Genomic DNA, 25,793 nt, shown 5'->3' with positions numbered 1-25,793 from the left:
TCGCCCATACCAGCGGTTTTCCTGAAAAACCGCGCAAAACGGAGACAAGAAGCGAATGCAGACCACGTTCCCACGATTGCTGCTCAAACATGCGGCCGAGCGCCCCGGCGCCCCGGCCATGCGCGAAAAAGAGTACGGCATCTGGCAGGCGCACAGCTGGGCCGGCATGGCGCAGCTCGTGGAGCACATTGCCTGCGGCCTGCACCAGTTGGGCCTGCAACGCGGCGAGCACATGGTCATCATCGGCGCCAACCGGCCGCGCCTCTACGCCACCATGCTGGCCGCGCAGTCACTGGGCGCCATACCGATTCCGCTGTACCAGGACGCCGTGGGCGCCGAATGCATTTTCCCGGTCAACAATGCCGACGTGCGCTTTGCGCTGGTGGAAGACCAGGAGCAGGTCGACAAGCTGCTGGAGATACGCGGCCAGTGCCCGCAGCTGGCGCACATTGTTTACGACGACCCGCGCGGCCTGCGCAACTATGCCGAGGACGGCCTGCAGTCGCTGGACGCGCTGCTGGACGCGGGCCGCGGTTTTGCCGCCGGCCAGCCGGGCTTCTTCCAGGCCGAGGTCGAAAGAGCCCGCCCCGACGACGTGGCCGCGATGTTTTTCACCTCGGGCACCACGGGCAACCCCAAGGGCGTGGTCCACACCCACAACACCTTGCTGGACCGCGCCAAGGCCGGCGCCGATTTCGACAGGCTGACCTCAAGCGAGGAAGTGCTGGCCTACCTGCCGCCGGCCTGGGTCGGCCAGAACATCTTCAGCTACGCGCAGTGGCTGGCCTGCGGTTATGTGGTCAATTGCCCCGAAAGCGCGAGCACGGTGACGATTGACCTGAAAGAAGTCGGCCCGACCTACTACTTTGCGCCGCCGCGCATTTTTGAAGGCCTGCTGACCACGGTGATGATCCGCATGGAGGACGCGGGCCGCATCAAGCGCGGCATGTTCCATTACTTCATGGGCGTGGCCAAGCGCGCCGGCCCGGCGCTGATGGACGGCAAGCCCGTGGGCGCGCTGGACCGCGTGCTGTACGCGCTGGGCGGCCTGCTGGTCTACGGCCCGCTGCGCAACACCCTGGGCTTTTCGCGCGTGCGCGTGGCCTACACCGCCGGCGAGGCAATCGGCCCCGACCTCTTTACCTTTTACCGCTCCATCGGCATCAACCTCAAGCAGCTTTACGGCTCGACCGAGACCGCCGTGTTCGTCTGCCTGCAGCCCGACAACCAGGCGCGCGCCGACACCGTGGGCGTGCCCATCCAGGGCGTGCAGATCAAGGTGGCCGAGAACGGCGAGATCCTGGTGAAGTCGGCCGGCCTGCTCAAGGAATACTACAAAAACCCCACCGCCACCGCCGAGGTGCTGAACGCCGACGGCTGGTACCACACCAGCGACGCGGGCTTTATCGACGCCAGCGGCCACCTCAAGATCATCGACCGCGTGAAAGACGTGGGCCGCATCAAGGGCGGCGCCAACGACGGCGCCATGTTCGCGCCCAAGTATGTGGAGAACAAGCTCAAGTTCTTCCCGCACATCAAGGAAGCCGTGGCCTACGGCGACGGCCGCGAGAAAGTCTGCGTGATGCTCAACATCGACTTCGACGCCGTGGGCAACTGGGCCGAGCGCCGCAACCTGCCCTATGCCGGCTACACCGACCTGGCGCAAAAGCCCGAGGTCTACCAGCTCATCAAGGAATGCGTGGAAAAGGTCAACGCCGACCTCAGCGTGGATGCCCTGCTGGCCGGCTCGCAGATCAGCCGCTTCCTGGTGCTGCACAAGGAACTGGACGCCGACGACGGTGAACTCACGCGCACCAACAAGGTCAGGCGCGGTTTTATCGCCGAGAAATACCAGCCGCTGATCGACGCGCTCTACGGCGGCAAGGCCGAGCAGTTCATTGAAACCGTGGTGAAGTTTGAAGACGGCCGCAGCGGCAGCGTGAGCGCGACGCTCAAGATCAGCGACACCCAGACCTTTGAGCCAGTCAAGGCAGCAGCATGAACAACAAGTGGCAGCAAATTCCCCAAATACCAGCTCGAGCCGCGGAACCGGCTTTGCCGGGCCGCAGGCGGGCGGCCCCCTCGGGGGGCAGCGCAGTACACGCAGTGACAAGCGTGGGGGTCCACATCCCATGACCAAGAAAATCGGCGACGTCATCCTGGACGTCAAGAACATCTCCCTGAGCTTCGGCGGTGTGAAGGCGCTGTCGGATATTTCCTTCAATGTGAAGGAGCACGAGATACGCGCCATCATCGGCCCCAACGGCGCCGGCAAAAGCTCCATGCTCAACTGCATCAACGGCGTCTATGCGCCGCAGCAAGGCTCCATCACCTTTCGCGGCCAGACCTTCAAGCACATGAACAGCCACCAGGTGGCCGTGATGGGCGTGGCGCGCACCTTCCAGAACCTGGCGCTGTTCAAGGGCATGAGCGTGCTCGACAACATCATGTCGGGCCGCAACCTCAAGATCAAGAGCAACCTGCTGCTGCAGGCGCTGCGCATAGGCCCGGCCGAAAAAGAAGAAATCAGGCACCGCGAGGCGGTCGAAAAAATCATCGACTTCCTGGAGATCCAGGCCTACCGCAAGACGCCCGTAGGGCAGCTGCCCTACGGCCTGCAAAAACGTGTGGACCTGGGCCGCGCCCTGGCCATGGAGCCGCAGGTGCTGCTGCTCGACGAACCCATGGCCGGCATGAACGTCGAGGAAAAACAGGACATGTGCCGCTTTGTGCTCGACGTCAACGACGAGTTCGGCACCACCGTGGTCCTGATCGAGCACGACATGGGCGTGGTCATGGACATCTCCGACCGCGTGGTGGTGCTCGACTACGGCAAAAAAATCGGCGACGGCACCCCCGACGAAGTCCGCAACAACGAAGACGTGATCCGGGCCTACCTCGGAACCAGCCACTGACATGGATGAGAACACCAAGATGAAATCACAGCGCTTCCCCCAACCCACGATGTCCGCATCCAGCGAGGGAGGCCAGTGATGGGTTCGTTCCTGGAAACCATCATCGGCGGCCTGATGTCGGGCATGCTGTATTCGCTGGTCGCGCTGGGCTTTGTGCTGATCTACAAGGCCTCGGGCGTCTTTAATTTCGCGCAGGGCGCCATGGTGCTGTTCGCGGCGCTGGCCATGGCGCGCTTTTCCGAATGGATCCCGCAGTGGACCGGCCTGGACAGCAAATTCATCAACAACGCGCTGGCCTTCGCGGCCGCGCTGGCCATCATGGTGGTGGTCGCCTGGCTGATCGAAAAACTGGTGCTCGGGAAACTGGTGAACCAGGAAGGCGTCGCGCTGCTGATGGCGACCCTGGGCATTTCCTACTTCCTCGACGGCTTCGGCCAGACCATCTTCGGCTCCAGCATCTACAAGATCGACGTGGGCATGCCCAAGGACCCGATGTTCCTGCTTGACAGCGTCTTCCAGGGCGGCCTGCTGGTGAACCAGGAAGACCTGGTCGCCGCGCTGATCGCCACCGCCCTGGTGGCGGCGCTGGCCGCCTTCTTCCAGTACACCGGCACCGGCCGCGCACTGCGGGCCGTGGCCGACGACCACCAGGCCGCGCAGTCCATAGGCATACCGCTGAACCGCATCTGGGTCATCGTGTGGAGCGTCGCGGGTTTTGTGGCCCTGGTGTCCGGCGTGATCTGGGGCAGCAAGCTGGGCGTGCAGTTTTCGCTGTCGGTGCTGGCGCTCAAGGCGCTGCCGCTGGTGATCCTGGGCGGCCTGACCTCGGTGCCCGGCGCCATCGTGGGCGGCCTGATCCTGGGCGTGGGCGAAAAACTCGCCGAAGTGTTTATCGGGCCGTATGTGGGCGGCGGTATTGAAATCTGGTTTGCCTATGTCCTCGCACTGTGTGTCCTTCTGGTCCGGCCGCAAGGATTGTTTGGCGAGAAAATTATTGATCGTGTTTAAAGCCGCTTCTACCTAAAGAAAAATCATGTTCTACAGAGAAAACGGCCAATTCAAAACCAGCTACCGGTCCGACCAGCAGATCTTCCCCATCCTGCAGGACCGCATCGCCATAGGCCTGCTGCTGGCCTTTGCCTTTGTCGCCGTGCCCCTGCTGGCCAGCGACTATTTGTTCCGCGCCATCCTGATCCCTTTCCTGATCTTTTCGCTGGCGGCCGTCGGGGTCAACATCCTGGTGGGCTACTGCGGGCAGATCTCGCTGGGCTCGGGCGCCTTTATGGCGGTGGGCGCTTATGGCGCCTACAACTTTTTTGTGCGCATTCCCGGCATGCCGCTGATCCCCGCGCTGATCCTGGGCGGCCTGTGCGCCATGCTGTTCGGCATTTTGTTCGGCCTGCCCAGCCTGCGCGTCAAGGGCCTGTACCTGGCGGTGACCACGCTGGCCGCGCAATTCTTCAGCGACTGGATGTTCCTGCGCATCAAGTGGTTCACCATGGACACGCCCTCGGGTTCGGTGTCGGTGTCCAACCTGCAGGTCTTCGGCCTGCCGATTGAAAGCGCCGTCAGCAAATACCTGTTCTGCCTGGCCATCGTGGTGGTGATCACCCTGCTGGCCAAAAACCTGGTGCGCAGCGCCATAGGCCGCGAGTGGATGGCGATTCGCGACATGGACGTGGCCGCTGCGGTGATCGGCATACGCCCCATGTACGCCAAGCTCAGCGCCTTCGCGGTCAGCTCCTTCATCATCGGCATCGCCGGCGGCCTGTGGGCTTTTATCTACCTGGGCGCCTGGGAGCCGGCGGCCTTCTCGGTGGACTATTCCTTCCGCCTGCTGTTCATGGTGATCATCGGCGGCATGGGCGCCATCATGGGCAGCTTCTTCGGCGCGGCTTTTATCGTGGTGCTGCCGATTGTGCTGAGCCAGCTGCTGCCGGTGCTGGCGGGCTGGTTGGGTATCTCGATTTCCACCGCCGGCATCTCGCATGCGGAGCTGATGATTTTCGGCGGGCTGATTGTGTGGTTTTTGATCGTCGAGCCGCACGGCTTGGCCAAGCTGTGGGCCGTGGGCAAACAAAAACTCAGGCTATGGCCATTTCCCCACTAAGGCCTTGTGGTGCGCCGGCCCTAGGGTTAAGGATTACTCGAAATCACCGATGCGCGGTGGATGGTTAGGTCGTTTACTGAGGTGCCCCTTTTTTCGCGGTGTTTATAAATTTTCCAGGAGACAACAATGAAGATTCGTAATGTGATGTTGGCGGTGGCAATCCTCGCCACCGGCGCTTCGTCCCTTGTGACGACCAGCGCATTCGCCCAGGCCAAGGAGCAGTTCTTCCCGGTGCTGTCCTACCGCACCGGGCCTTACGCGCCCAACGGCGTGCCCTGGGCCAACGGCTATGTGGACTACCTCAAGCTGGTCAACGCGCGCGGCGGCATCAACGGCGTGAAGATCTCGTTCGAGGAATGCGAAACCGGCTACGACACCGCGCGCAGCGTGGAATGTTATGAACGCCTGAAGGGCAAGAACGGCGGCGCCACCCTGGTGCAGCCGCTGTCCACCGGCGCCACCTTCGCCATCACCGAAAAAGCCCCGGTCGACAAGATCCCGGTGGTGACCGTGGGTTACGGCCGCAGCGAAAGCGCCGACGGCTCCATCTTCAAATGGAACTTCCCGATCGCCGGCACCTACTGGGTCGCCGCCGACGCCATCCTGCAGGCCATCGCCAAGAAGGAAGGCGGCTTCGACAAGCTCAAAGGCAAGCGCATCGCGCTGGTCTACCACGACTCGCCCTTCGGCAAGGAGCCCATCCCGCTGATGCAGGAACGCGCCGCCATGCACGGCTTCACGCTGCAGCTGCTGCCCGTGACCGCGCCCGGCGTCGAGCAAAAAGCCACCTGGCTGCAGATCCGCCAGTCGCGCCCCGACTATGTGGCGCTCTGGGGCTGGGGCATCATGAACACCACCGCCATCAAGGAAGCGCAAGCCACCGGCTACCCGCGCGAGAAGATGTACGGCGTGTGGTGGGCCGGCGCCGAGCCTGACGTGAAAGACGTGGCCGAAGGCGCCAAGGGCTACAACGCCGTGACCATGCAGCACGGCGCCGAGCCCAACTCCAAGCTGGCCAAAGACATGCTGACCCTGGTGCACGGCAAAGGCCAGGGCACGGGCCCGAAAGAAGAAGTCGGCCAGGTGCTGTACATGCGCGGCGCCATGAGCGCCATGCTGGGCGTGGAAGGCCTGCGCGCCGCGCAGGAGCGCTTCGGCAAGGGAAAAATCATGACGGGTGAACAAGTCCGCTGGGGCCTGGAGAACCTGAACCTGACCCAGGCCAAGCTGGACGCACTCGGCTTTGCCGGCGTGATGCGGCCTATCAGCACCTCTTGCACCGACCACATGGGCTCGGCCTGGGCGCGCATCCACACCTGGGACGGCAAGGAGTGGAAGTTCACCTCCGACTGGCTGCAGGCCGATGAACAGGTGATCAAGCCCCTGGTCAAGAGCACCGCCGCCAAGTACGCCACCGAGAAAAAACTGACGGCGCGCACACCGGCCGACTGCCAGTCTTGAGCGGCGTAGCCGCTCAGCTGGCTTTGCCATGTACTGACGGCACCCACCCCAACCCCTCCCGCCAGGCGGGAGGGGCGCGGCTCTCGCGAGCCGCCAGCCTTGAGGGCTGATCGCCTTGCCGGCAGCCCTCAAGATTGGTCAGGAAAAAATATGGACACACCTAACATCGTTCTCAACGTCAACGGCATCGAGGTTATCTACAACCACGTGATCCTGGTGCTCAAGGGCGTCTCGCTGCAAGTGCCGCAGGGCCGCATCGTCGCCATCCTGGGCGGCAACGGCGCGGGCAAGACCACCACGCTGCGCGCGATTTCCAACCTGCTCAAGGGCGAGCGCGGCGAGGTCACCAAGGGCTCCATCGAGCTGCGCGGCGAGCGCATTGAAAACCTCTCGCCGGCCGACCTGGTCAAGCGCGGCGTGGTGCAGGTCATGGAAGGGCGGCACTGCTTTGCCCACCTGACCATCGAAGAAAACCTGCTGACCGGCGCCTACACCCGCGCCAGCAAGGCCGAAGTCGCGGCCAACCTCGAGAAGGTCTACAACTACTTTCCGCGCCTCAAGACCCGGCGCACGTCGCAGGCGGCCTATACCTCGGGCGGCGAGCAGCAGATGTGCGCCATTGGCCGCGCGCTGATGGCCAATCCCTCGATGGTGTTGCTCGACGAGCCCTCCATGGGCCTGGCGCCGCAAATCGTCGAGGAGGTCTTCAACATCGTGCAGGACCTGAACCAGAAAGAGAAGGTCACTTTTTTGCTGGCCGAGCAGAACACCAATATGGCGCTCAAGTACGCCGACTACGGCTACATCATGGAAAGCGGCCGCGTGGTGATGGACGGGGCGGCCGCCGACCTGGCCAACAACGAGGACGTGAAAGAGTTTTACCTCGGCGTGGGCGGCGGCGAGCGCAAGAGTTTTAAAGACGTGAAAAGTTATAAACGCCGCAAACGCTGGCTGGCATAGAGCCCCCACGCTCCGCCGCTGCGCGGGTCGCTGCCCCCCGAGGGGGTGCTGCGCCTGCGGCCCTTGCTGGCTTGAAGTCTTTGCAGCGCACTGAGGTATTGACAGGATTTGGACGATATCGAATGACAACACATTACGACACCCTGGAACACAGGCCGCATGCCGAGCGCGAAGCCGCCCAGTTCGCCACGCTGCCGCAGCAGGTCGCGCACGCGCAGTCCCATGCCCCGGCTTTTGCCGGCATTCTTAAAAACGTGGACGCCTCGGCCGTCACCTCGCGCGCCGCGCTGGCGCGCCTGCCGGTCACGCGCAAGTACGAGCTGCTGGCACTGCAACAGGCCTCGCGCGAAGCGGGCGGCGACCCATTCGGCGGTTTCAGTGCGCTGCGTTATGGCGCCGCCATGCCGCGCGTCTTCGCCAGCCCCGGCACGATTTACGAACCCGACAGCACACGCAAGGACTACTGGCGCATGGCACGGGCCCTGCACGCCGCGGGCTTCAGGGCCGGGCAGCTGGTGCACAACTGCTTCAGCTACCACTTCGTGCCGGCCGGCACCATGATGGAAAGCGGCGCCCATGCGCTGGGCTGCACCGTCTTCCCGGGCGGCACCGGGCAGACCGAGCAGCAGGTACAGGCCATGGCCGAGCTCAAGCCCGCCGGTTATGTCGGCACGCCCAGCTTCCTCAAGATCATTGTCGACAAGGCCGCCGAAATGAAGATCGGGCTGCCCAGCGTGACGCGCGCCATGGTCTCGGGCGAGGCCTGCCCGCCCAGCCTGCGCGACTGGTTCGCTGAACGCGGCATCGCTGCCTACCAGTGTTATGCCTCGGCCGACCTGGGCCTGATCGCCTATGAAACCGAGGCCCGCGAAGGCCTGGTGCTGGACGAAGGCGTGATTGTGGAAATCGTGCGCCCCGGCACCGGCGACCCGGTCGCCGAGGGCGAGGTCGGCGAACTGGTGGTCACCACGCTGAACCCCGACTACCCACTGGTCCGTTTCGGCACCGGCGACCTCTCAGCCGTGCTGCCCGGCAGTTGCCCCACCGGCCGCAGCAACACGCGCATCAAGGGCTGGATGGGCCGGGCCGACCAGACCGTCAAGGTGCGCGGCATGTTTGTGCATCCGGGCCAGGTCGCCGACATCGCCAGGCGTTTTCCCGAAGTGCTCAAGGCCAGGCTGGTGGTGAGCGGCGAGATGGCCAACGACAGCATGCACTTCCAGGCCGAGGCGGCTTCCATGCCCGAGGGGCTGGACCAGCGCATCAGCGAAGCGATACGCGACGTCACCAAGCTGCGCGGTACCGTGCAGTTGCTGGCGCCCGGCAGTCTCCCCAACGACGGCAAGGTTATTGAGGACGCACGAAGTTACAAGTAGAGCCCCCACGGTCGCTCACTGCGTGTAGCTTCCGAGGCCTTGCAGGCCGCGGCTCGCGAGACGCTTCGCCTCTGTCGCCCGTCCAAGCCTGCGCAGGCAGGCTTGGAGCCGCGGGCTCCAGCCCCTCGGGGGCGCTGCGCCTGCGGTCTGGCAAAGCCAGTCCCGCAGCCCCGGCTGGCCTGAACTCCCGAAGCCCGCCGTCTCTAACGCGTGTAAACCCTCTGCATGAACGGGATAGCCCTTACGTAGTTCCCGCGATGTTCGCGCGGTAAGGGGACCGTAAACTTGGCGCCTTCAGATACAAGGAGACGCTCATGAAACGCCTGTTAGTCCTCGCCGCCGCCGCAACGGCCATGTTTGCCGCCCATGCGCAAGCCCCCGCCTTCCCCGGCTCCAAGCCCATCAGCCTGGTGGTGCCTTTCGCCGCCGGCGGCCCGACCGACCGCGTCGCGCGCGACCTGGCCGAGGCCATGCGCAAGGCCATGGGCGGCAGCGCCAACTTCGTCGTGGAGAACGTCAACGGTGCCGGCGGCACCATCGGCGCGGCCAAGGTGGCACGCGCCACGCCCGACGGCCACACCCTGCTGGTCCACCACATCGGCATGGCTGCGGCGACAGGCCTGTACCGCAAGCTGCCTTACAAGGTGCCTGAAGATTTTGAGTTCCTGGGCATGATCAATGAAGTGCCCATGACCATCATCGGCAAGCCGCAGCTGCCCGCCAACAACTACCGCGACTTCGAGAACTACATACGCGCCAATTCCGGCAAGCTCAACATCGCCCACGCCGGCCTGGGTTCGGCCTCGCACCTGTGCGGCCTGATGTGGCAAGCGGCCATCAACGCCAAGGACGCGATGACCACCATCCCCTTCGGCGGCACCGCGCCGGCCATGAATGCGCTGGTCGGCGGCCAGGTCGACATGATGTGCGACCAGACCACCAACACCACCGGCCAGATCGAAGCCGGCCGCGTCAAGGCTTTTGCCGTGACCACCGCCAAGCCGCTGAGCAGCAACAAGCTGCTCAAGGACTACCCCACGCTGCAGGAAATGGGCCTCAAAGGCTTTGACCTGACCGTCTGGCACGGCATCTACGCACCCAAGGGCACGCCCCCGGCCGTGCTGACCCAGCTCAACAACGCCCTGAAGGTCGCACTCAAAGACCCCGACTTCATCAAGAAGCAGGAAGGCCTGGGCGCCGTGGTGGTCACCGACAACCGCGTCGAACCCGCCGCCCACAGGGCGTTTGTGGTCGGCCAGATCGCCAAGCTCAAGCCCGTGATCGAAGCCGCCGGCAAGTTTGCCGACTGATTGATTCCACGCTGACCTGATTGCCAAGCCGCCCGGTGAACGCCGGGCGGCTTTTTCTTTTTCAGGCGCCCGGGTTTAACCCCCTTGAAGCGCCTGCCCACGGACGTTATGTTCGTGTGGTCCCCGGCCGCGTGCCGGCCATCCCCTGGAGAGCCTCTTGAATTACAAACCACCTTTTCTTTCGCACCGCTATACAGGCCTGGTGGCCACCGCGATCGCCGCCCTCAGCACCTTTATGGCCACGCCCTCGGCCTGGGCGCAAACCGCGAACTGGCCCGCCAAGCCCGTGAAGATCGTCGTGCCCTTCGCGCCCGGCGGCACCACCGACATCCTGGCCCGCGCCATGGCGCCTGAACTCTCCAAGGCTTTCGGCCAGCCCTTTGTCGTCGAGAACCGCGCCGGCGCCGGCGGCAACATAGGCGCCGACATCGTCGCCAAATCCGCGCCCGACGGCTACACCCTGCTCATGGGCACCGTGGGCACCCACGGTATCAACAAGTCCCTCTACACAAAGATGGCCTTCGACCCGCAAAAAGACTTCGCGCCCATCACCCTGGTCGCGGGCGTGCCCAACGTCATGGTCGTCAACACCGAGAAAGCCAAGGCCGCCGGCATCAACAACGTGACCGACTTCATACGCGCGGCCAAGGCCAAGCCCGGCACCTTCAACATGGCCTCCAGCGGCAACGGCACCTCCATCCACCTGGCCGGCGAGCTGTTCAAGACCATGAGCGGCACCTATATGACCCACTTCCCCTACAGCGGCTCCGGCCCTGCGCTGCTCGCGCTGGTGGGCGGCGACATGGACGTCATGTTCGACAACCTGCCCTCTTCCATGGCCCTCATCAAGTCCGGCAAGCTCAAAGCATTAGCAGTAACCAGCTCAGAACGCTCAGCCGCCCTGCCGGACATTCCCACCATAGAACAAGCCGGCGGCCCGGCCCTGAAAGGCTACGACGCCAGCTCCTGGTTCGGCCTGCTGGCCCCCGCCGGCACACCGCCCGACATCGTCAACCGTATCCAGCAGGAAGCATCGAAGGCATTGGGCACGCCGGCGATGAAAGAGAAGTTGCTCGCGCAGGGCGCGATTCCTTCGGGCAATACGCCGGCACAGTTCACGGCGTTTATCAATGCCGAGCACAAGAAGTGGGCGCAGGTGGTGAAGGCTTCGGGGGCGAAGGTGGATTAGGGGGGTTAGGCCGCATGAGCATTTCCACTGCACCGCAGCCCAACGTCATGACTGGGGTTTGTGCGTAATCGCCCCACCAAGTTAGCCGGCCCCGAGAACGCAAGGGCTACGGCACGGCGGAACGGGTAGGCTGCGCAGTCTACTGATGCGCAAGATTCCAAAAGTGCCAAATGCGATTTTGATAGGCCGTCGTGATGCATTCGACCGATTTGCATTCATCTCTGACAGTCTTGCGCCAATGATTCTGATCTGAGTCCATGGCCGCCCCGAACTTTGCGCGCAATAGGCCCAAATCTTGAAGCACACGAAGCTCTAAGGCAGCAATGCCCGAATCACCGCAAATTTGCTTCTCAACCCAGGTCTTGGCACCAGAACACCAAGCCGGCATATCGGCGCTAGCAAAGGCAACTGGCTCGCCACCCTGGCGACGCAAAATCAACTTTCCTTTGGGACTGATGGAGGCCACGCCATCCACAACACCGACCCACCCATAGGCAACAAGAATCCTGTTAAAAACAGTGTCAAATGAGTCTGCACCCTGAAGCCTTGCGCTCCAGCGTTCGTTAAACGCGGTCACACCCACACGATAATTTCTCAGAGCGGAAAGATCCCTGAGCATTTCCGCGGACTGTGGAAGTCTTTGCTCAAAGTACAAAAACTGCCACGCCGCCAAATCCGCCTCGATCTGCCCCAATTTTTGATTGGCATCCTGAAGCGAGGTCGCCTGCTCATAAATTCTGACAGCCTGGTTCTCAACCCTGGCCAGCAAAAGGGGATCTGATTTGGATGATTCGTTGTACACACGAGCGTCAATACTGAAAGGCGGGAGCGCAGTGCTGGCAGGCATGTCAATGCGAATCTGGCCCGTACCGCTATCGACTGAAACACTTTGCCGGCCCGCGTAATACCAGGCGCCCAAAGCGGCAAGCCCCAGCGTAAGGCTGATAACCAGAAACCACTTCAAGAGCGACGGCGCGTGCACTTTCGATACAAGAGGGACTTTTTCAAGCATCACCTTTGAAACACCGTACATCACCAAAAAAAGTATTGCACCTGCAGAACCTGCAACGCTCACCGCCTTAAGCACTACTTGACTGTCCATTTATCGCTCTCCTGCAACGTTGCGAAAGATTTGACCGAAGGTATCCATACTAATCAGTCAAATCCAGTCGAGCCACCTTGGTAGAAGCCAGAAAGTCGCCTAGCCTGCGCCTTTGCTTCCCAAAAATGAAGACAGCGTCCAGGATGCTCAGCGCCATTAACGATGCGTTTCGAAGTACGGACTGCGAGTACTTGCACGGCTGGTTTGTACGGACGTCAACGACCGTTGGCAGCAAAATCATGTAGGTCCAGGCCAGCGCGAGCGCTTCCTGCAGAAACTTGTTCATGAATTTTTACGCATCCAGGCCGACAAAAATTCCGTGCCAGGTTTCGTGCGCCCCCGACAGGCGTTGGATTGGCCTCGCAAAACCACTTGAGCTCCCTGCGGTTTTTTCAGCAGTAACCATACGTGGGCTCAGCGAGTGTTTTCGGGCAGATTGTCCGCAGCCGGATACTCATTGTTTGATTCATGGAAATACGCGGGGAGGTGTTCTTCTCCCTTGCAGATAAACTCCCGAGCACAAAGGGAGGATGATTTTCATGATCAAAAAAACGGTGCGACAACGCGCCACTGACTTTTCAAGCGCCTGCATCCTGGCAGTCGCACTTCAGATGGCCCACCCACTCGTGTTTGCGCAAGCAAGCGCAGCGCCCAATGCTCAACTCGCGTCCCGCCTCGACCAGGTCAGCAAAATGCTCGCGGGCGCCGCATCCCGCGATGCCAATGCGGTGTGGGATGCCAAAACAGAGATTGAGGAGCTGCCCTACCCCGCGCGCGGAGACCGCAAGCTGGCGCGCCGGCTGAACACCACGGCGCTGGAGAAGTTCAAGGCCGACCAGATTCCCGATTCGATGGCCGACTTTGAGAAGGCGCGGCGGGCCGACCCGTCTGACCAGGAGATTGCCAACAACTACGGTTATGTGTTGTACCGCGCGGGCAAGCTGACGGAGGCGGAAGCGCAGCTGCGCTACACGCTCGCGCTGGCGCCGGCACGGGCTGCTGCCTGGGCCAATTTAGCCGAAGTGTTGGGCGCGCAAGGTCAGGCGCCGCGTGCGGCCGATGCCTTTGTGGTGTCGCACCGCTTTTCTCGCAACCCGGACACGACGCGCCAGTACATTGAAAAATTCGCCGCTTCGACGACAGACCCGGCGGGCCTGAAGCAGGGTGCGGCGCAGGCGCTTTCGCGTTTGTTCCCGGTTGCCAGCGCGAGCGGTGGTACTGCGGCAGCCGCCGCTGCTGCCGCGCAGCCGCTGGCCGGCACGGCGGCTGAGCGCAACGCTGCCGCGCAGACCGAGATGGCCGCGGCCGCCGGCGCTGCTGCAACAACTCCTGCGGCAGCAGCCGCTGTTCGCGCGCCGGTCGCTGGCGATGCGGCCAAGGCCGCGCCGGTGTCGCTGGCCGATCCTTTTGCGCGGTTGCTGTCGCAACTACCCAATCCTGAAGTCGCGGCGCTGTTCCAGGCGGCGGCCAAGGGTAACGCCGGCCCGCGCGAAGAGCTGCTGCGCCTTGCCAATGGCGGCAATGCGCGCGCGCAGCACGCCGTGGCGATGATTTACACCCAGGGTCGGGGTGTGGAGGTGAACCATGAGCTGGCCAACACCTGGTACCGCAAGTCGGCGGAGGCGGGTTTTGTGCTGGCCCAGGCCAACCTGGGCTGGAACCAGCTTCATGGCATCGGCATGGCCGCCGAGCCGGCACTGGCCCTTGACAACTACCGCCGTGCCGCAGAGCAGGGCCACCCTTATGCGATGAACAACCTGGCGGTGATGTATTACCGCGGCCAGGGTACGCGGCCGGACATCAAGGCATCGTTTGACTGGTTTGTGCGCGCGGCGGAAGCCGGCCTGGCGCGCGGCGCGCACAACGTGGCCTCGCAGCTTGAAAATGGCACGGGCCAGCCGGCTGACCCGCGCAAGGCTTTTGCCTATTACCTGTCGGCCGCGACGGCGGGTTTTGCGCAGTCGCAGTACAAAGTGGGCCACGCTTATGAATATGGATGGGGCGGAACGCAGGACAAGGCAGCCGCGACCGAGTGGTACAAAAAAGCGGCGCTGCAGGGCCTGGAGCCTGCCAAGGATGCCTTGAAGCGGCTGGGCGTGAGCGATTTCTAAGTCCTAAGGCGCCCCATTAAAAAAGCCCTGTCACCAGGGCTTTTTTTATTCCTACCTATATAAAGAGAGTCAGGCCGCCCCAGCGGCCGGGAGCGCCTACACCCCCCAAACCACCTCATGCCCCGCCTTGAGGTTGCGCTGCAGCATGTCAATAAAGGGCACGGCGCGCTGGCGCAGGCCCAGGCCGTCGCCGGGGACCACGCCGTCTTCGGCATTGGCGTCGTGAGCTTCCTCGTGCGCGATGGCTTCCTTCAGGGCGGCGATGGCGGCGGGCATCTGCTCGGGCAGGATGATGCCTTTGGGGGCGGGGTCTTTGCCGATGATTTCGAGGACCTTGCGGCCGTTGGCTTCGAGCATGATCACATCGCCGGCGTCTTTGGATTTGAATTTGTAAAGCATGGATGGCTCCTCAGGTTGTGCAGACAGACCATTATGGAAAGGTTTGAGCGGCCTGCGTGTAGGTAAGTTTCACCTTTTTAGCCGCCAAGGGGTTTCCGCCGGCGGGCGTCGGGTAGCCCGCCGGGCTCAAGCAAAATAGCAGCCTATGTTCAATATCGCCACTGTCCCCAAGTCGGCCCGCCAGGCGCTCAGCCAGGACGGCCTGAGCCTGCTGAACCCGGCCGAGCTGACGGCCACACTGGAGCTGGGCGATGCCTGGGCGCCGGCCTGGAATGCCCTGGTGCCCTCCTGGGACCGGTTGCCGCCCGACGCCCACCTGAAGGACGGCGGGCATTACCGCAAGCGCCGGCACTCGTGTTTTGTGCAGGAGCTTGCCACGGGCACGCTCACGCAGACGCCGCACCGCGCGCACTGGCAGCCGACCGACTACAACGCGCTGCACGGCGGTTTTGAGCGCTGGTTCGAGCCGGTGGAGCCTGCCGTGGCCTCGGCCGCGGCCTGGACGAACTTGATCGCCGGCCTGGGCCGGCTGTTTGCCCAGGTGCAGCCGGCCCCGCGCTGGCACATCGAGGCGCACCAGTTCCGCATCGACACGGCCGGCGGCGTGGGCCGGCCCACGCCCGAGGGCGCGCACCGCGACGGCGTGGACTTTGTGGTGGTGATGATGGTGGGCCGCCACGGCGTGAAGGGCGGCGAAACCCGGGTGTTTGACGCCAACGGCCCGCACGGCGTGCGTTTTGTGATGCGGGAGCCGCTCACGGCGCTGCTGCTGGACGATGCCCGGGTGATTCACGAGACCACGCCCATCCTGCCGGCCGACGACCAGCCCGGCCCCGGATTCCGCGACACGCTGGTGCTCACTTACCGCGCAGCGGCCTTCCAGTCTCCCTGAGGGCTGGCGCGCCGGGGCCAGGCGCCCCGGCAAACATCTGCTTTCCAACCGGCGGAAAACCCTGCTTGACGGATTTACTTTAAACCTAAACAATTAAGGCAAGATTAATCCAGAGAGTACGCTTTCATGCACATTCTTTGCCTGGGCGGTGGTCCCGCAGGTTTGTATTTCGCCCTGCTGATGAAGCTGCAGAACCCGGCCCACCAGGTGACGGTGGTCGAGCGCAATCGGCCTTTCGACACCTTCGGCTGGGGCGTGGTGCTGTCGGACCAGACCCTGGGCAACCTGCGCGCGGCCGACCCGGTCAGCGCGCAGCTGATAGGCGATGCCTTCAACCACTGGGATGACGTGGAGGTCTTCTTCAAGGGACGCTCGGTGCGCTCGGGCGGCCACGGCTTTTGCGGCATAGGCCGCAAGCGCCTGCTCAACATCCTGCAGGAGCGCTGCATGGCGCTGGGCGTGTCGCTGGTGTTTGAAACCGACGTGCAGGACGACCAGGCCATTGCGGCGCAGTACGGCGCCGACCTGGTGGTCGCCAGCGACGGCCTGAACAGCCGCATCCGCAACCGCTACGCGGACACCTTCAAGCCCGACGTGGAGCTGCGCGCCTGCCGTTTTGTCTGGCTGGGCACACGCAAGACCTTTGACGCCTTCACCTTCGCGTTTGAGCAGACTGAGCACGGCTGGTTTGCCGCGCATGCCTACAAGTTTGACGAGAACACCTCGACCTTTATCGTCGAGACGCCCGAGGCGGTATGGAAGGCGCACGGCCTGGACCAGATGAGCCAGGAGGACGGCATCGCCTTCTGCGAGCGCCTGTTCGCCAAATACCTGGACGGCAACGCGCTGATGAACAACGCCACCCATGTGCGCGGCTCGGCGATCTGGATACGTTTCCCGCGTGTGGTCTGCGAGCGCTGGGTGCATGAAGCCGCCATCAACGGCAAGCAGGTGCCCATCGTGCTGATGGGCGATGCGGCGCATACCGCGCATTTCTCCATCGGCAGCGGCACCAAGCTGGCGCTGGAAGACGCGATTGAGCTGAGCCACTGCTTCGCCCAGCACGGCGATGCCACGGCGGCGCTGCAGGCTTATGAAGCGCTGCGTTCCGTCGAGGTGCTGAAGATCCAGAACGCGGCGCGCAACTCCACCGAGTGGTTCGAGAACGTGGACCGCTACAGCGGCATGGAGGCCGAACAATTCTTTTATTCGCTGCTGACCCGCTCGCAGCGCATCAGCCATGAAAACCTGCGCGTGCGCGACGCGGCCTGGCTGCAAGGCTATGAGCAGTGGCTGGCCAAAAGCAATGCGCCGCATGCGCCGCCGCCCATGCTGCTGCCGCTCAAGGTGCGCGAGCTTTCACTGAAGAACCGCATCGTCGTGTCGCCCATGGCGACCTACAGCGCGGTGGACGGCATGCCGCAGGACTTTCACCTGGTGCACCTGGGCGCGCGCGCCCTGGGCGGCGCCGGCCTGGTGTTTGTGGAAATGACCTCGCCCTGCCCCGAAGGCCGCATCACGCCGGGCTGCCCGGGTTTGTGGAACGAGGCGCAGGCCAAGGGCTTCAAGCGCATTGTGGATTTTGTGCATGCCTCGGGCGCGGGCGCCAAGATCGGCATGCAGCTGGGCCACAGCGGGCCCAAGGGCTCGACCCAAGTGGGCTGGGAAGCGCCCGACGAGCCGCTGCCGGCTGGCAACTGGCCGCTGCTGGCAGCCAGTGCCGTGGCCTACGGCCCGAGCAACCAGCTGCCCCAGGCCATGACGCGTACCGACATGGACCGCGTGAAAGCTGAGTTTGTGCAGTCCACGCGTTACGCGGCCGAGGCCGGCTTTGACTGGCTGGAGCTGCATTGCGCGCACGGCTATTTGCTGTCGAGCTTTATCACGCCGCTGACCAACCAGCGCAGCGACGAATACGGCGGCAGCCTGGAAAACCGCTGCCGCTTCCCGTTGGAAGTCTTCGCCGCCATGCGCGCCGTGTGGCCGGCCCACCTGCCCATGAGCGTGCGCATCTCGGCGCACGACTGGGCGCCGGGCGGCAATACGGCCGACGACGCGGTGGCGATTGCGCGTCTGTTCAAGGCCGCGGGTTGCGACTTCATCGACGTGTCCTCCGGCCAGACCACGCGCGCGGCCAAACCGGTGTATGGCCGCATGTACCAGACGCCGTTTGCCGACCGCATACGCAACGAGGTGGGCATACAGACCATTGCCGTGGGCGCGATCTCGGAAGTCGACCACGTCAACAGCATCATCGCGGCCGGCCGCGCCGACCTGTGCGCGATTGCCCGCCCGCATCTGGCCGACCCGGCCTGGACGCTGCACGAAGCCGCCAAGCTGCAAAGCCGCCATGTGAACTGGCCCAAGCCTTACCTGAGCGGGCGCGACCAGCTGTACCGCGAAATCGCCAAGCAGCAGGCACTCGCGGCGCAGCCCGCGGCCGGCAAATAAAAAAACAAAAACCAATACATCAAGGAGACCCGCATGGACATGGAAGCACGAGGCCACAGCGAACACCCCGAGGCATTGCGCCTCTGGCTGCGCATGCTGACCTGCACGCAGCTGGTGGAAAAACAGGTGCGCACCCAGCTGCGCGAGCAGTTCGACACCACGCTGCCGCGCTTCGACCTGATGGCACAGCTCGAGCGCAGCCCCGAGGGCCTGAAGATGAACGAGCTGTCGCGCCGCATGATGGTGACGGGCGGCAACGTCACCGGCATCACCGACCAGCTGGTGGCCGAAGGCCTGGTGGAGCGCGTGGACGTGGAGGGCGACCGGCGCGCCTACCGCGTGCGCCTGACGACCCGCGGGCGCAAGCTGTTTGACGAAATGGCGGCCGAGCACGAGGCCTGGATCGTCTCGGCCTTTGAGGCCTTGTCGCCGCGCGAAGTCGAATCTCTGCACAAGCTGCTGGGCAAGGTCAAGCAGCACCACAACCAACTCGCCGACGCAAAACTGGAAACCCCATGAAACACTACATAGGCCTGGCCAACCCCATGCACGCGCATTTCGATGCGATGGCCCACTACCAGGCGGAGCATTTCGCGTATTCGTTCGAGGACGGCGTCGCAACGCTGACCCTGAACCGCCCCGAACGCAAAAACCCGCTGACCTTTGACTCCTACGCGGAGCTGCGCGATCTGTTCCGCACGCTGAACAGCGCGACCGACGTGAAAACGGTGGTCATCACCGGCGCGGGCGGCAATTTCTGCTCGGGCGGCGACGTGCACGAGATCATCGGGCCGCTCACCAAGATGAGCATGCCCGAGCTGCTGGAGTTCACGCGCATGACGGGCGACCTGATCAAGGCCATGCGCCTGTGCCCGCAGCCCATCATCGCGGCCATCGACGGCATCTGTGCCGGCGCGGGCGCCATGATGGCGCTGGCGGCCGACATGCGCCTGGGAACGGCCCAGGCCAAGACGGCGTTTTTGTTCACGCGCGTGGGCCTGGCCGGCGCCGACATGGGCGCCTGCGCGCTGCTGCCGCGCCTGATAGGCCAGGGCCGCGCCTCGGAGCTGCTGTTCACCGGCCGCGCCATGAGCGCGCAGGAAGGCCTGGCCTGGGGCTTTTTCAACGCGCTGCATGAGCCGCAAGAGCTGCTGGCCCAGGCGCAAAAACTGGCGCGCGAACTGGCCGAGGGCCCAACCTTCGCGCACGGCATGACCAAGACCATGCTGCACCAGGAATGGGCCATGACGCTGGACCAGGCCATAGAGGCCGAGGCGCAGGCCCAGGCCATCTGCATGCAGACCAAGGACTTCACGCGCGCCTACGAGGCCTTCGCGGCCAGACAGAAACCGGTGTTTCGCGGCGACTGAGCACAGCACAACAAGGATTCAGGCATGAAATCGAGCACCGCCCACCTGGCTTTGCCTTTTTTTGACGAGGTTCACCGCGAGCTGGGCCGGCGCCTGGCCGACTGGGCGCCCCAGCAGCAGGTCGACGAGAGCGACGACCGCAAGGCCTGCAAGGAATGGGTGGCGCTGCTGGGCGAGCAGGGCTGGCTGCGCTACTGCGTGCCGGCCGGCAAGGACGGCGCGCTGGGCGGCGCGCTGGAGAAACTGGACTCGCGTGCGCTGGTGATCCTGCGCGAGACCCTGGCCTTTCATTCGCCTTTGGCCGATTTTTCGTTCGCGATGCAGGGCCTGGGCAGCGGCGCCATCACGCTGGCGGGCACGCCGGCGCAGCAGGCGGCCTACCTGCCGCTGGTGGCCAGCGGCAAAAAAATCGCGGCCTTTGCCCTGAGCGAGCCCGACGCGGGCTCGGACGCCGGCGCCATGGCGACCTCGGCCACCGACACGGGCGAAGGCTGGACGCTGAACGGCAGCAAGACCTGGATCAGCAACGGCGGCATCGCGGATTTTTATGTGACCTTTGCCAAGACCGACCCGCAGGCCGGCACGCGCGGCATCACGGCCTTTATCGTCGATGCGGACAGCACGGGCCTGGACAGCAGCGAGCACATCGCCGTGATGGCGCCGCACCCGCTGGCCACGCTGAAGTTCGCGCACTGCAAGCTGCCGCTTGATGCGCAGCTGGGCGCGCTGCATGGCGGCTTCAAGCTGGCCATGCAGACGCTGGACATCTTCCGCGCCTCGGTGGCGGCCGCCGCGCTGGGCATGGCGCGCCGCGCGCTGGCCGAGGCGGTGCGCTTTTCGAAAGAACGAAAAATGTTCGGCCAGACCCTGGCCGACTTCCAGCTGACCCAAGCCAAGCTCGGTGAAATGGCGGCCTTGGTTGACGCGGCCGCGCTGCTGACCTACCGCGCCGCCTGGATGCGCGACGAAAGCGAACGCCTGGGCAGCGGCGCGCGCATCACCGCCGAGGCCGCCATGGCCAAGATGGCGGCCACCGAAAACGCGCAGAAAGTCATCGACATGGCGCTGCAAATGCACGGCGGCCTGGGCGTGAAGGTGGGCACCAAGGTGGAAAGCCTGTACCGCGACATACGCTCGCTGCGCATTTATGAAGGCGCGACCGAAGTGCAGCAACTCATTATTGGAAAGGCCCAATTGCAATCATGAGCACCTCCGTCTCCGACACTCTCGAAAGCCTTGCCGCGGCGCCCTCCGCCCCTTCCGCGCAGCCGGACCGTTTTGTGCACGAGCGCCTGCCGGCGCCCGAGCAGTTGCCGCGCATGGAATACGCGCTGCCCGAGCTGCGCATCCCGGCGCAGGCCAACCTGGTGCAGTCCCTGTTCGACAAGGCGATTCGCGAGGGCCGCGGCGACAAGCCGCTGCTGCGCTCGGACAAGATCACGCTGACATATACCGAAGCCCTGGAGCGCGTGAACCGCATCGCGCAGGTGCTGACCGAGGACTTCGGCCTCAAGCCCGGCAACCGCGTGCTGCTGCGCGGCGGCAATTCCATAGGCATGGCACTGGCCTGGCTGGGTGTGGTGCAGGCCGGGCTGGTGGCGGTGGCGACCATGCCGCTGCTGCGCGCCAAGGAGCTCGGCGAGATCGTCGAAAAAGCCCGGCCCGCGCTGGCCCTGTGCGACGCGACCCTGCTCGATGAGCTGCAGGCGGCCCAGGCGCCCAGCGCCGCGCTGCCCACCATCGTGCCTTTTAATGTGATGGATGCGCCGGGCTCGCTGGCCGTGCTGTCTGCGCAGAAGGACGGCCGGTTCAAGCCCTGCCCGGTATCGGCCGACGACATCGCGCTGATGGCTTTTACCTCGGGCACCACGGGCAAGCCCAAGGCCGCGGTGCACACGCACCGCGACGTGCTGGCCGCCTGCGAAGCCTGGCCGCGCCACGTGCTCAAGGCCAGGCCCGACGACATCGTGGTCGGTTCGCCACCGCTGGCTTTCACCTTCGGCCTGGGCGGCATGCTGATTTTCCCGATGTGGGCCGGCGCCTCGGTGTATTACCCCTCCATAGGCTACACGCCGGAGGCCATGGTCAAGCTGATCAAACAGGTGGGCGCCACCGTCTGCTACACCGCGCCCACGTTTTACCGGCAGATGGCACCCTTTGCCAGACAGCACGGCGTGCCCGGCCTGCGCCTGTGCGTGAGCGCCGGCGAAAGCCTGCCGGACGCCACGCGCCAGCTGTGGAAGGACGCCACCGGCATCGAAATGATTGACGGCATAGGCGCGACCGAGATGTTCCACATCTTTATCTCGGCGGCCGGCGCCGACGTGCGCCGCGGCGCCATCGGCAAGGTCGTGCCTGGTTATACCGCCAAGGTGGTGGATGACAGCGGCGCCGAGGTGCCGCGCGGCACCATAGGCAAGCTGGCCGTGGTCGGGCCCACGGGCTGCCGCTACCTCGAGGACGTGCGCCAGGGCAACTATGTGAAGAACGGCTGGAACTACCCGGGCGACGCCTTCATGCAGGACGCCGACGGTTATTTCTTCTACCAGGCGCGCGCCGACGACATGATCATCACCGCCGGCTACAACGTGGCCGGCCCCGAGGTGGAAGACGCGCTGCTCAAGCACCCGGCCGTGGCCGAGTGCGGCGTGGTGGGCCTGCCCGACGAGGAGCGCGGCATGGTCGTGAAGGCCTTTATCGTGCTCAAGCCTGGCGAAGCGGCCGGTGACGCCACGGCCAAGGCCTTGCAGGACCATGTGAAAGCGACGCTGGCGCCCTTTAAATATCCGCGCCAGGTCGAGTTCGTCGACAAGCTGCCGCGCACCGAAACCGGCAAGCTGCAACGCTTCAAGCTGCGCCAGCCATGAAATTCAGCGTTCCCAAGCGCGTGCGCTTTCACCACTGCGACCCGGCCGGTATTGTTTTTTACCCGCAATTTTTTTACCTGCTGCATGAGGTGCAGGAAGACTTCCTGGAACACATAGGCTTTCCCGAGCACAAACTGATCGCCAGCGGCGTCGGTGTGCCCATCGTCGACCTCAAGACCGAATTCCTGGGCATGTGTCGCAACGGCGACGCGCTCACCATCACGCTGGAGCTCACGCGCATAGGTGGGTCCAGCATAGGCATGCAGTACGAGATCCGCGGCGAGGCCGGCGACACCCGGCTCAAGGCCCACGGCGTGATCGTGTATTCCGAAGTTCCCAACGGCAAGCCCATGCGCATTCCCGATGCACTGCGCGAGGCTTTGCTGCCCTATTTAAAAACATCCCCTGGAGACCCGCCCCATGATCAAAAAAATTCAACCCCCTGACTGGGCCGAACCCAAGGGCTATGCCAACGGCATGCTCGCGCGCGGCGCACTGCTTTTTGTCGGCGGCCAGATCGGCTGGAACGCGAAACAGGAATTCGAGAGCGACGACTTCGTCGCGCAGACCAAACAGGCGCTGCAAAACATCGCGGCCGTGCTCAAAGCCGGCGGCGCCGGGCCCGAACACATGGTGCGCATGACCTGGTATGTGGTGGACCGCGTCGAGTACGTGGCCAGGCTCAAGGAACTGGGCGCCGCCTACCGAGAAGTCATGGGAAAAAACTTCCCGGCCATGACCTGCGTTGAAGTGGCGGGCCTCGTCGAGGACCGCGCGCAGGTGGAGATTGAAGTTACGGCGGTGGTGCCGGACTAAAGCTGAAGACCCTGTCGCGGCGCGCATGATGAATGCAAGCCGGAAAGCAAAACGCCTGCATGATGCAGGCGTTTTGGGTTTGGTTGCGCGGGCAAGATTTGAACTTACGACCTTTGGGTTATGAGCCCAACGAGCTACCAGGCTGCTCCACCGCGCGGTATATCTGTATTGTAGCTTACTCTGCCTTGGCCGCGTCAGCGGTAGTGTCTTCCGACACTTCAGGGCGGTCCACCAGTTCGACCAGGGCCATGGGCGCATTGTCGCCAACGCGGAAACCCATCTTCAGAATGCGGGTGTAGCCGCCGGGACGGGCCTTGTAGCGAGGGCCGATTTCAGCGAACAGCTTGACGACCATGTCACGGTCGCGCAGGCGGTCGAATGCCAGGCGCTTGTTGGCCAGGGTGGGTTCCTTGCCCAGGGTGATCATGGGCTCGACCACGCGGCGCAATTCCTTGGCCTTGGGCAGGGTGGTCTTGATGACTTCGTGCTGCAGCAGCGAGTTCATCATGTTGCGCAGCATGGCGAGGCGGTGCTCGCTGGTGCGGTTGAGTTTACGTAGTCCGTGTCCGTGGCGCATGATCAATTTCCTTTTTTAAAATCCGGACAGCCGTGTCAGGTACTGCCCGTGCGAGACCCCTTTGAGGCGGGTCTTGTGGGTTCAACAACTAATTAACGCTTGTCCAGGCCGGCGGGAGGCCAGCTTTCCAGGCGCATTCCGAGGGTGAGGCCACGGGAGGCCAGCACTTCCTTGATCTCATTGAGGGATTTACGTCCCAGATTGGGGGTCTTGAGCAGCTCGTTTTCAGTGCGCTGGATCAGGTCGCCAATGTAGTAAATGTTTTCGGCCTTGAGGCAGTTGGCCGAACGCACGGTGAGTTCGAGCTCGTCGACGGGGCGCAGCAGGATGGGGTCGAACTGCTGCGAGCTGCGCTGAACGGGCGCGTCGAACGCGGCCAGTTCATTGCCTTCGAGCTGCGCGAACACCGCGAGCTGTTCAACCAGGATCTTGGCCGAGGCACGGACTGCGTCTTCCGCGGTCACGGCGCCGTTGGTTTCGATTTCCAGCACGAGCTTGTCGAGGTCGGTGCGCTGCTCGACGCGGGCGCTTTCGACGGTGTAGCTCACGCGCTTGACGGGCGAGAACGAGGCGTCCAGCACGATGCGGCCGATGGATTTCGGCGACTCGTCGCCATAGCGGCGCTGGTTGCCGGGCACATAGCCGCGGCCGTTTTCAACCTTGATCTGCATGTCGATCTTGCCGCCGTGCGACAGGTTCACGATGACGTGTTCAGGGTTGATGATTTCCACGTCGTGCGGCGTCTGGATGTCGGCGGCGGTGACGGGGCCTTCGCCGTCCTTGCGCAGGCTCAGCGTGACTTCATCGCGGTTGTGGAGCTTGAACACCACGCCCTTGAGGTTCAACAGGATGTTGACGACGTCTTCCTGCACACCGTCGATGGACGAGTACTCGTGCAGGACACCCGCGATGGTGACTTCGGTGGCGGCGTGGCCGACCATGGACGACAACAGTACGCGGCGCAGTGCGTTGCCCAGCGTGTGGCCGTAGCCGCGCTCGAAGGGCTCCAGAGTCACCTTGGCGCGGTTGGCGCCAAGCTGCTCAACATTGATGGTTTTTGGTTTCAACAAATTGGTCTGCATGCAGTCTTCCTCTCAATACCCTCGGTTCGTTACACCGATAAGGCCGGCGAAGCACACCCTGGCGGCACGGTGCCCCGTGCCGCAGGAACGAAAATTAGCGTGAGTACAACTCGACGATCAACGATTCGTTGATGTCGGCGGCGAACTCATCGCGGTCAGGAACCTTCTTGAAGGTGCCTTCGCCCTTGTCGGCGTTCACATCGACCCAGGCGGGCAGGCCGACCTGTTTTGCGAGCTCGAGGGCTTCGGTGATGCGGGTCTGCTTCTTCGACTTTTCGCGCACGGCGATGACGTCGCCGGTCTTGACCATGTACGAAGGAATGTTGACCGTGCCGCCGTTGACCGTGATGGCCTTGTGCGACACCAGCTGGCGTGCTTCAGCGCGGGTCGAGCCGAAGCCCATGCGGTACACCACGTTGTCCAGGCGGCATTCCAGGATGAACAACAGGTTGGCGCCGGTGTTGCCCTTGCGGCGATCGGCTTCTTCGAAGTAGCGGCGGAATTGCTTCTCGAGCACGCCGTACATGCGCTTGACTTTTTGCTTTTCGCGCAGTTGCAGGCCGAAGTCGGAAGTACGGGTACCGGAGGTACGGCCGTGCTGGCCCGGCTTGGAGTCGAATTTGGCCTTGTCGCTGATGGCGCGGCGGGCGCTCTTCAGGAACAGGTCGGTGCCTTCACGGCGGGATAGTTTGGCCTTGGGGCCGAGATAACGTGCCACTTGAGTGTCCTTTTTTCATCTGCTGCATTTACATGCAGGAGCCGGAGGTCGTGACCTGCCGGCGGTGGGCTTGGTAAAAATGCCTGG

Annotated in this window: 24 protein-coding genes and 1 tRNA gene; 18 read left to right on the top strand and 7 right to left on the bottom strand. The window is 63.7% G+C overall.

Going from position 1 to position 25,793, the window contains the following annotated elements:
- The first annotated feature begins 55 nt into the window (after positions 1-55).
- From AC1D09_RS00870 to AC1D09_RS00830, 9 genes are all read left to right on the top strand, one after another.
- Entirely contained in the window at positions 56-2,002 is a 1,947-nt protein-coding gene (locus tag AC1D09_RS00870; protein ID WP_477661546.1) for an AMP-dependent synthetase/ligase, read from the top strand.
- Positions 2,003-2,132: 130 nt separating this feature from the next.
- A complete protein-coding gene (locus AC1D09_RS00865; RefSeq protein ID WP_477661545.1) occupies positions 2,133-2,915 on the top strand; it encodes an ABC transporter ATP-binding protein in 783 nt (260 codons plus the stop codon).
- A gap of 78 nt (positions 2,916-2,993) precedes the next feature.
- Positions 2,994-3,923 carry a branched-chain amino acid ABC transporter permease gene (locus AC1D09_RS00860; protein ID WP_477661544.1) on the top strand — a complete coding sequence of 310 codons (930 nt, stop codon included), beginning with the start codon at positions 2,994-2,996 and terminating at the stop codon, positions 3,921-3,923.
- Between the two features lie 25 nt (positions 3,924-3,948).
- On the top strand, positions 3,949-5,025 hold the full coding sequence (locus AC1D09_RS00855; RefSeq protein ID WP_007872989.1) for a branched-chain amino acid ABC transporter permease: 1,077 nt from the start codon (positions 3,949-3,951) through the stop codon (positions 5,023-5,025).
- Positions 5,026-5,151: 126 nt separating this feature from the next.
- The gene (locus AC1D09_RS00850) at positions 5,152-6,486 is read left to right on the top strand and encodes an ABC transporter substrate-binding protein (protein WP_477661543.1); all 1,335 of its coding nucleotides are present in this window, start codon (positions 5,152-5,154) and stop codon (positions 6,484-6,486) included.
- 150 nt (positions 6,487-6,636) lie between these two features.
- On the top strand, positions 6,637-7,446 hold the full coding sequence (locus tag AC1D09_RS00845) for an ABC transporter ATP-binding protein (RefSeq protein ID WP_477661542.1): 810 nt from the start codon (positions 6,637-6,639) through the stop codon (positions 7,444-7,446).
- A 122-nt stretch (positions 7,447-7,568) separates the two neighbouring features.
- Positions 7,569-8,822, top strand: a complete 1,254-nt coding sequence (locus tag AC1D09_RS00840; RefSeq protein ID WP_477661541.1) for a phenylacetate--CoA ligase family protein — start codon at positions 7,569-7,571, stop codon at positions 8,820-8,822.
- A gap of 314 nt (positions 8,823-9,136) precedes the next feature.
- Complete coding sequence (locus AC1D09_RS00835) at positions 9,137-10,132, top strand: tripartite tricarboxylate transporter substrate-binding protein (RefSeq protein ID WP_477661540.1); 996 nt, start codon at positions 9,137-9,139, stop codon at positions 10,130-10,132.
- Positions 10,133-10,367: 235 nt separating this feature from the next.
- Complete coding sequence (locus AC1D09_RS00830) at positions 10,368-11,321, top strand: Bug family tripartite tricarboxylate transporter substrate binding protein (protein WP_477661618.1); 954 nt, start codon at positions 10,368-10,370, stop codon at positions 11,319-11,321.
- Between the two features lie 139 nt (positions 11,322-11,460).
- On the opposite strand, the gene AC1D09_RS00825 is transcribed toward AC1D09_RS00830, so the two are convergent.
- Positions 11,461-12,423 (bottom strand): lysozyme inhibitor LprI family protein, encoded by a 963-nt coding sequence (locus tag AC1D09_RS00825; RefSeq protein ID WP_477661539.1) that lies wholly within the window; start codon positions 12,421-12,423, stop codon positions 11,461-11,463.
- 49 nt (positions 12,424-12,472) lie between these two features.
- On the bottom strand, positions 12,473-12,709 hold the full coding sequence (locus tag AC1D09_RS00820; RefSeq protein WP_477661538.1) for an RDD family protein: 237 nt from the start codon (positions 12,707-12,709) through the stop codon (positions 12,473-12,475).
- A 325-nt stretch (positions 12,710-13,034) separates the two neighbouring features.
- On the opposite strand from AC1D09_RS00820, the gene AC1D09_RS00815 reads away from it, so the two are divergent.
- Positions 13,035-14,534, top strand: coding sequence for a tetratricopeptide repeat protein (locus AC1D09_RS00815; protein WP_477700896.1), 1,500 nt, complete (start codon positions 13,035-13,037; stop codon positions 14,532-14,534).
- Positions 14,535-14,630: 96 nt separating this feature from the next.
- Here the strand turns inward: AC1D09_RS00815 and AC1D09_RS00810 are convergent, their stop codons facing one another.
- Entirely contained in the window at positions 14,631-14,933 is a 303-nt protein-coding gene (locus AC1D09_RS00810; protein ID WP_074579319.1) for a DUF1840 domain-containing protein, read from the bottom strand.
- Positions 14,934-15,078: 145 nt separating this feature from the next.
- On the opposite strand from AC1D09_RS00810, the gene AC1D09_RS00805 reads away from it, so the two are divergent.
- From AC1D09_RS00805 to AC1D09_RS00770, 8 genes are all read left to right on the top strand, one after another.
- The gene (locus tag AC1D09_RS00805) at positions 15,079-15,825 is read left to right on the top strand and encodes a 2OG-Fe dioxygenase family protein (protein WP_477661536.1); all 747 of its coding nucleotides are present in this window, start codon (positions 15,079-15,081) and stop codon (positions 15,823-15,825) included.
- A 126-nt stretch (positions 15,826-15,951) separates the two neighbouring features.
- Entirely contained in the window at positions 15,952-18,276 is a 2,325-nt protein-coding gene (locus AC1D09_RS00800) for a bifunctional salicylyl-CoA 5-hydroxylase/oxidoreductase (RefSeq protein WP_477661535.1), read from the top strand.
- A gap of 33 nt (positions 18,277-18,309) precedes the next feature.
- The gene (locus tag AC1D09_RS00795) at positions 18,310-18,795 is read left to right on the top strand and encodes a MarR family winged helix-turn-helix transcriptional regulator (RefSeq protein ID WP_477661534.1); all 486 of its coding nucleotides are present in this window, start codon (positions 18,310-18,312) and stop codon (positions 18,793-18,795) included.
- Entirely contained in the window at positions 18,792-19,646 is an 855-nt protein-coding gene (locus AC1D09_RS00790) for an enoyl-CoA hydratase family protein (protein ID WP_477661533.1), read from the top strand. Before AC1D09_RS00795 ends, AC1D09_RS00790 begins: the two co-directional genes overlap by 4 nt.
- 24 nt (positions 19,647-19,670) lie before the next feature.
- Positions 19,671-20,852 carry an acyl-CoA dehydrogenase family protein gene (locus tag AC1D09_RS00785; RefSeq protein WP_477661532.1) on the top strand — a complete coding sequence of 394 codons (1,182 nt, stop codon included), beginning with the start codon at positions 19,671-19,673 and terminating at the stop codon, positions 20,850-20,852.
- Positions 20,849-22,513 carry a benzoate-CoA ligase family protein gene (locus AC1D09_RS00780; protein WP_477661531.1) on the top strand — a complete coding sequence of 555 codons (1,665 nt, stop codon included), beginning with the start codon at positions 20,849-20,851 and terminating at the stop codon, positions 22,511-22,513. The genes AC1D09_RS00785 and AC1D09_RS00780 overlap by 4 nt, the downstream gene beginning before the upstream one ends.
- Complete coding sequence (locus AC1D09_RS00775) at positions 22,510-22,959, top strand: acyl-CoA thioesterase (RefSeq protein WP_477661530.1); 450 nt, start codon at positions 22,510-22,512, stop codon at positions 22,957-22,959. The genes AC1D09_RS00780 and AC1D09_RS00775 overlap by 4 nt, the downstream gene beginning before the upstream one ends.
- Positions 22,934-23,329, top strand: a complete 396-nt coding sequence (locus AC1D09_RS00770; RefSeq protein WP_074579335.1) for a RidA family protein — start codon at positions 22,934-22,936, stop codon at positions 23,327-23,329. The genes AC1D09_RS00775 and AC1D09_RS00770 overlap by 26 nt, the downstream gene beginning before the upstream one ends.
- An 80-nt stretch (positions 23,330-23,409) precedes the next feature.
- Here AC1D09_RS00770 and AC1D09_RS00765 read toward each other — a convergent pair.
- The 4 genes from AC1D09_RS00765 to rpsD all read right to left on the bottom strand — a co-directional run bounded on the left by AC1D09_RS00765 (position 23,410) and on the right by rpsD (position 25,706).
- Positions 23,410-23,486: transfer RNA gene (locus AC1D09_RS00765), tRNA-Met, on the bottom strand.
- A gap of 18 nt (positions 23,487-23,504) precedes the next feature.
- Complete coding sequence (rplQ, locus tag AC1D09_RS00760) at positions 23,505-23,906, bottom strand: 50S ribosomal protein L17 (RefSeq protein WP_007869297.1); 402 nt, start codon at positions 23,904-23,906, stop codon at positions 23,505-23,507.
- Between the two features lie 92 nt (positions 23,907-23,998).
- The gene (locus AC1D09_RS00755; protein WP_007869294.1) at positions 23,999-24,988 is read right to left on the bottom strand and encodes a DNA-directed RNA polymerase subunit alpha; all 990 of its coding nucleotides are present in this window, start codon (positions 24,986-24,988) and stop codon (positions 23,999-24,001) included.
- A gap of 94 nt (positions 24,989-25,082) precedes the next feature.
- Positions 25,083-25,706, bottom strand: a complete 624-nt coding sequence (rpsD, locus tag AC1D09_RS00750; RefSeq protein ID WP_007869291.1) for a 30S ribosomal protein S4 — start codon at positions 25,704-25,706, stop codon at positions 25,083-25,085.
- Positions 25,707-25,793: the final 87 nt, after the last annotated feature.

This window comes from Polaromonas sp. P1_A2 (assembly GCF_056406895.1).
The sequence above is the reverse complement of the archived record's forward strand: the minus strand, read 5'-3'. Positions and strand labels throughout refer to the sequence as shown.

Coding starts and splice junctions, on each gene's coding strand:
- AC1D09_RS00870 (WP_477661546.1), top strand. CDS start 56: ATGCAGACCACGTTCCCACGATTGCTGCTCAAACATGCGGCCGAGCGC.
- AC1D09_RS00865 (WP_477661545.1), top strand. CDS start 2,133: ATGACCAAGAAAATCGGCGACGTCATCCTGGACGTCAAGAACATCTCC.
- AC1D09_RS00860 (WP_477661544.1), top strand. CDS start 2,994: ATGGGTTCGTTCCTGGAAACCATCATCGGCGGCCTGATGTCGGGCATG.
- AC1D09_RS00855 (WP_007872989.1), top strand. CDS start 3,949: ATGTTCTACAGAGAAAACGGCCAATTCAAAACCAGCTACCGGTCCGAC.
- AC1D09_RS00850 (WP_477661543.1), top strand. CDS start 5,152: ATGAAGATTCGTAATGTGATGTTGGCGGTGGCAATCCTCGCCACCGGC.
- AC1D09_RS00845 (WP_477661542.1), top strand. CDS start 6,637: ATGGACACACCTAACATCGTTCTCAACGTCAACGGCATCGAGGTTATC.
- AC1D09_RS00840 (WP_477661541.1), top strand. CDS start 7,569: ATGACAACACATTACGACACCCTGGAACACAGGCCGCATGCCGAGCGC.
- AC1D09_RS00835 (WP_477661540.1), top strand. CDS start 9,137: ATGAAACGCCTGTTAGTCCTCGCCGCCGCCGCAACGGCCATGTTTGCC.
- AC1D09_RS00830 (WP_477661618.1), top strand. CDS start 10,368: ATGGCCACGCCCTCGGCCTGGGCGCAAACCGCGAACTGGCCCGCCAAG.
- AC1D09_RS00825 (WP_477661539.1), bottom strand. CDS start 12,423: ATGGACAGTCAAGTAGTGCTTAAGGCGGTGAGCGTTGCAGGTTCTGCA.
- AC1D09_RS00820 (WP_477661538.1), bottom strand. CDS start 12,709: ATGAACAAGTTTCTGCAGGAAGCGCTCGCGCTGGCCTGGACCTACATG.
- AC1D09_RS00815 (WP_477700896.1), top strand. CDS start 13,035: ATGGCCCACCCACTCGTGTTTGCGCAAGCAAGCGCAGCGCCCAATGCT.
- AC1D09_RS00810 (WP_074579319.1), bottom strand. CDS start 14,933: ATGCTTTACAAATTCAAATCCAAAGACGCCGGCGATGTGATCATGCTC.
- AC1D09_RS00805 (WP_477661536.1), top strand. CDS start 15,079: ATGTTCAATATCGCCACTGTCCCCAAGTCGGCCCGCCAGGCGCTCAGC.
- AC1D09_RS00800 (WP_477661535.1), top strand. CDS start 15,952: ATGCACATTCTTTGCCTGGGCGGTGGTCCCGCAGGTTTGTATTTCGCC.
- AC1D09_RS00795 (WP_477661534.1), top strand. CDS start 18,310: ATGGACATGGAAGCACGAGGCCACAGCGAACACCCCGAGGCATTGCGC.
- AC1D09_RS00790 (WP_477661533.1), top strand. CDS start 18,792: ATGAAACACTACATAGGCCTGGCCAACCCCATGCACGCGCATTTCGAT.
- AC1D09_RS00785 (WP_477661532.1), top strand. CDS start 19,671: ATGAAATCGAGCACCGCCCACCTGGCTTTGCCTTTTTTTGACGAGGTT.
- AC1D09_RS00780 (WP_477661531.1), top strand. CDS start 20,849: ATGAGCACCTCCGTCTCCGACACTCTCGAAAGCCTTGCCGCGGCGCCC.
- AC1D09_RS00775 (WP_477661530.1), top strand. CDS start 22,510: ATGAAATTCAGCGTTCCCAAGCGCGTGCGCTTTCACCACTGCGACCCG.
- AC1D09_RS00770 (WP_074579335.1), top strand. CDS start 22,934: ATGATCAAAAAAATTCAACCCCCTGACTGGGCCGAACCCAAGGGCTAT.
- rplQ (WP_007869297.1), bottom strand. CDS start 23,906: ATGCGCCACGGACACGGACTACGTAAACTCAACCGCACCAGCGAGCAC.
- AC1D09_RS00755 (WP_007869294.1), bottom strand. CDS start 24,988: ATGCAGACCAATTTGTTGAAACCAAAAACCATCAATGTTGAGCAGCTT.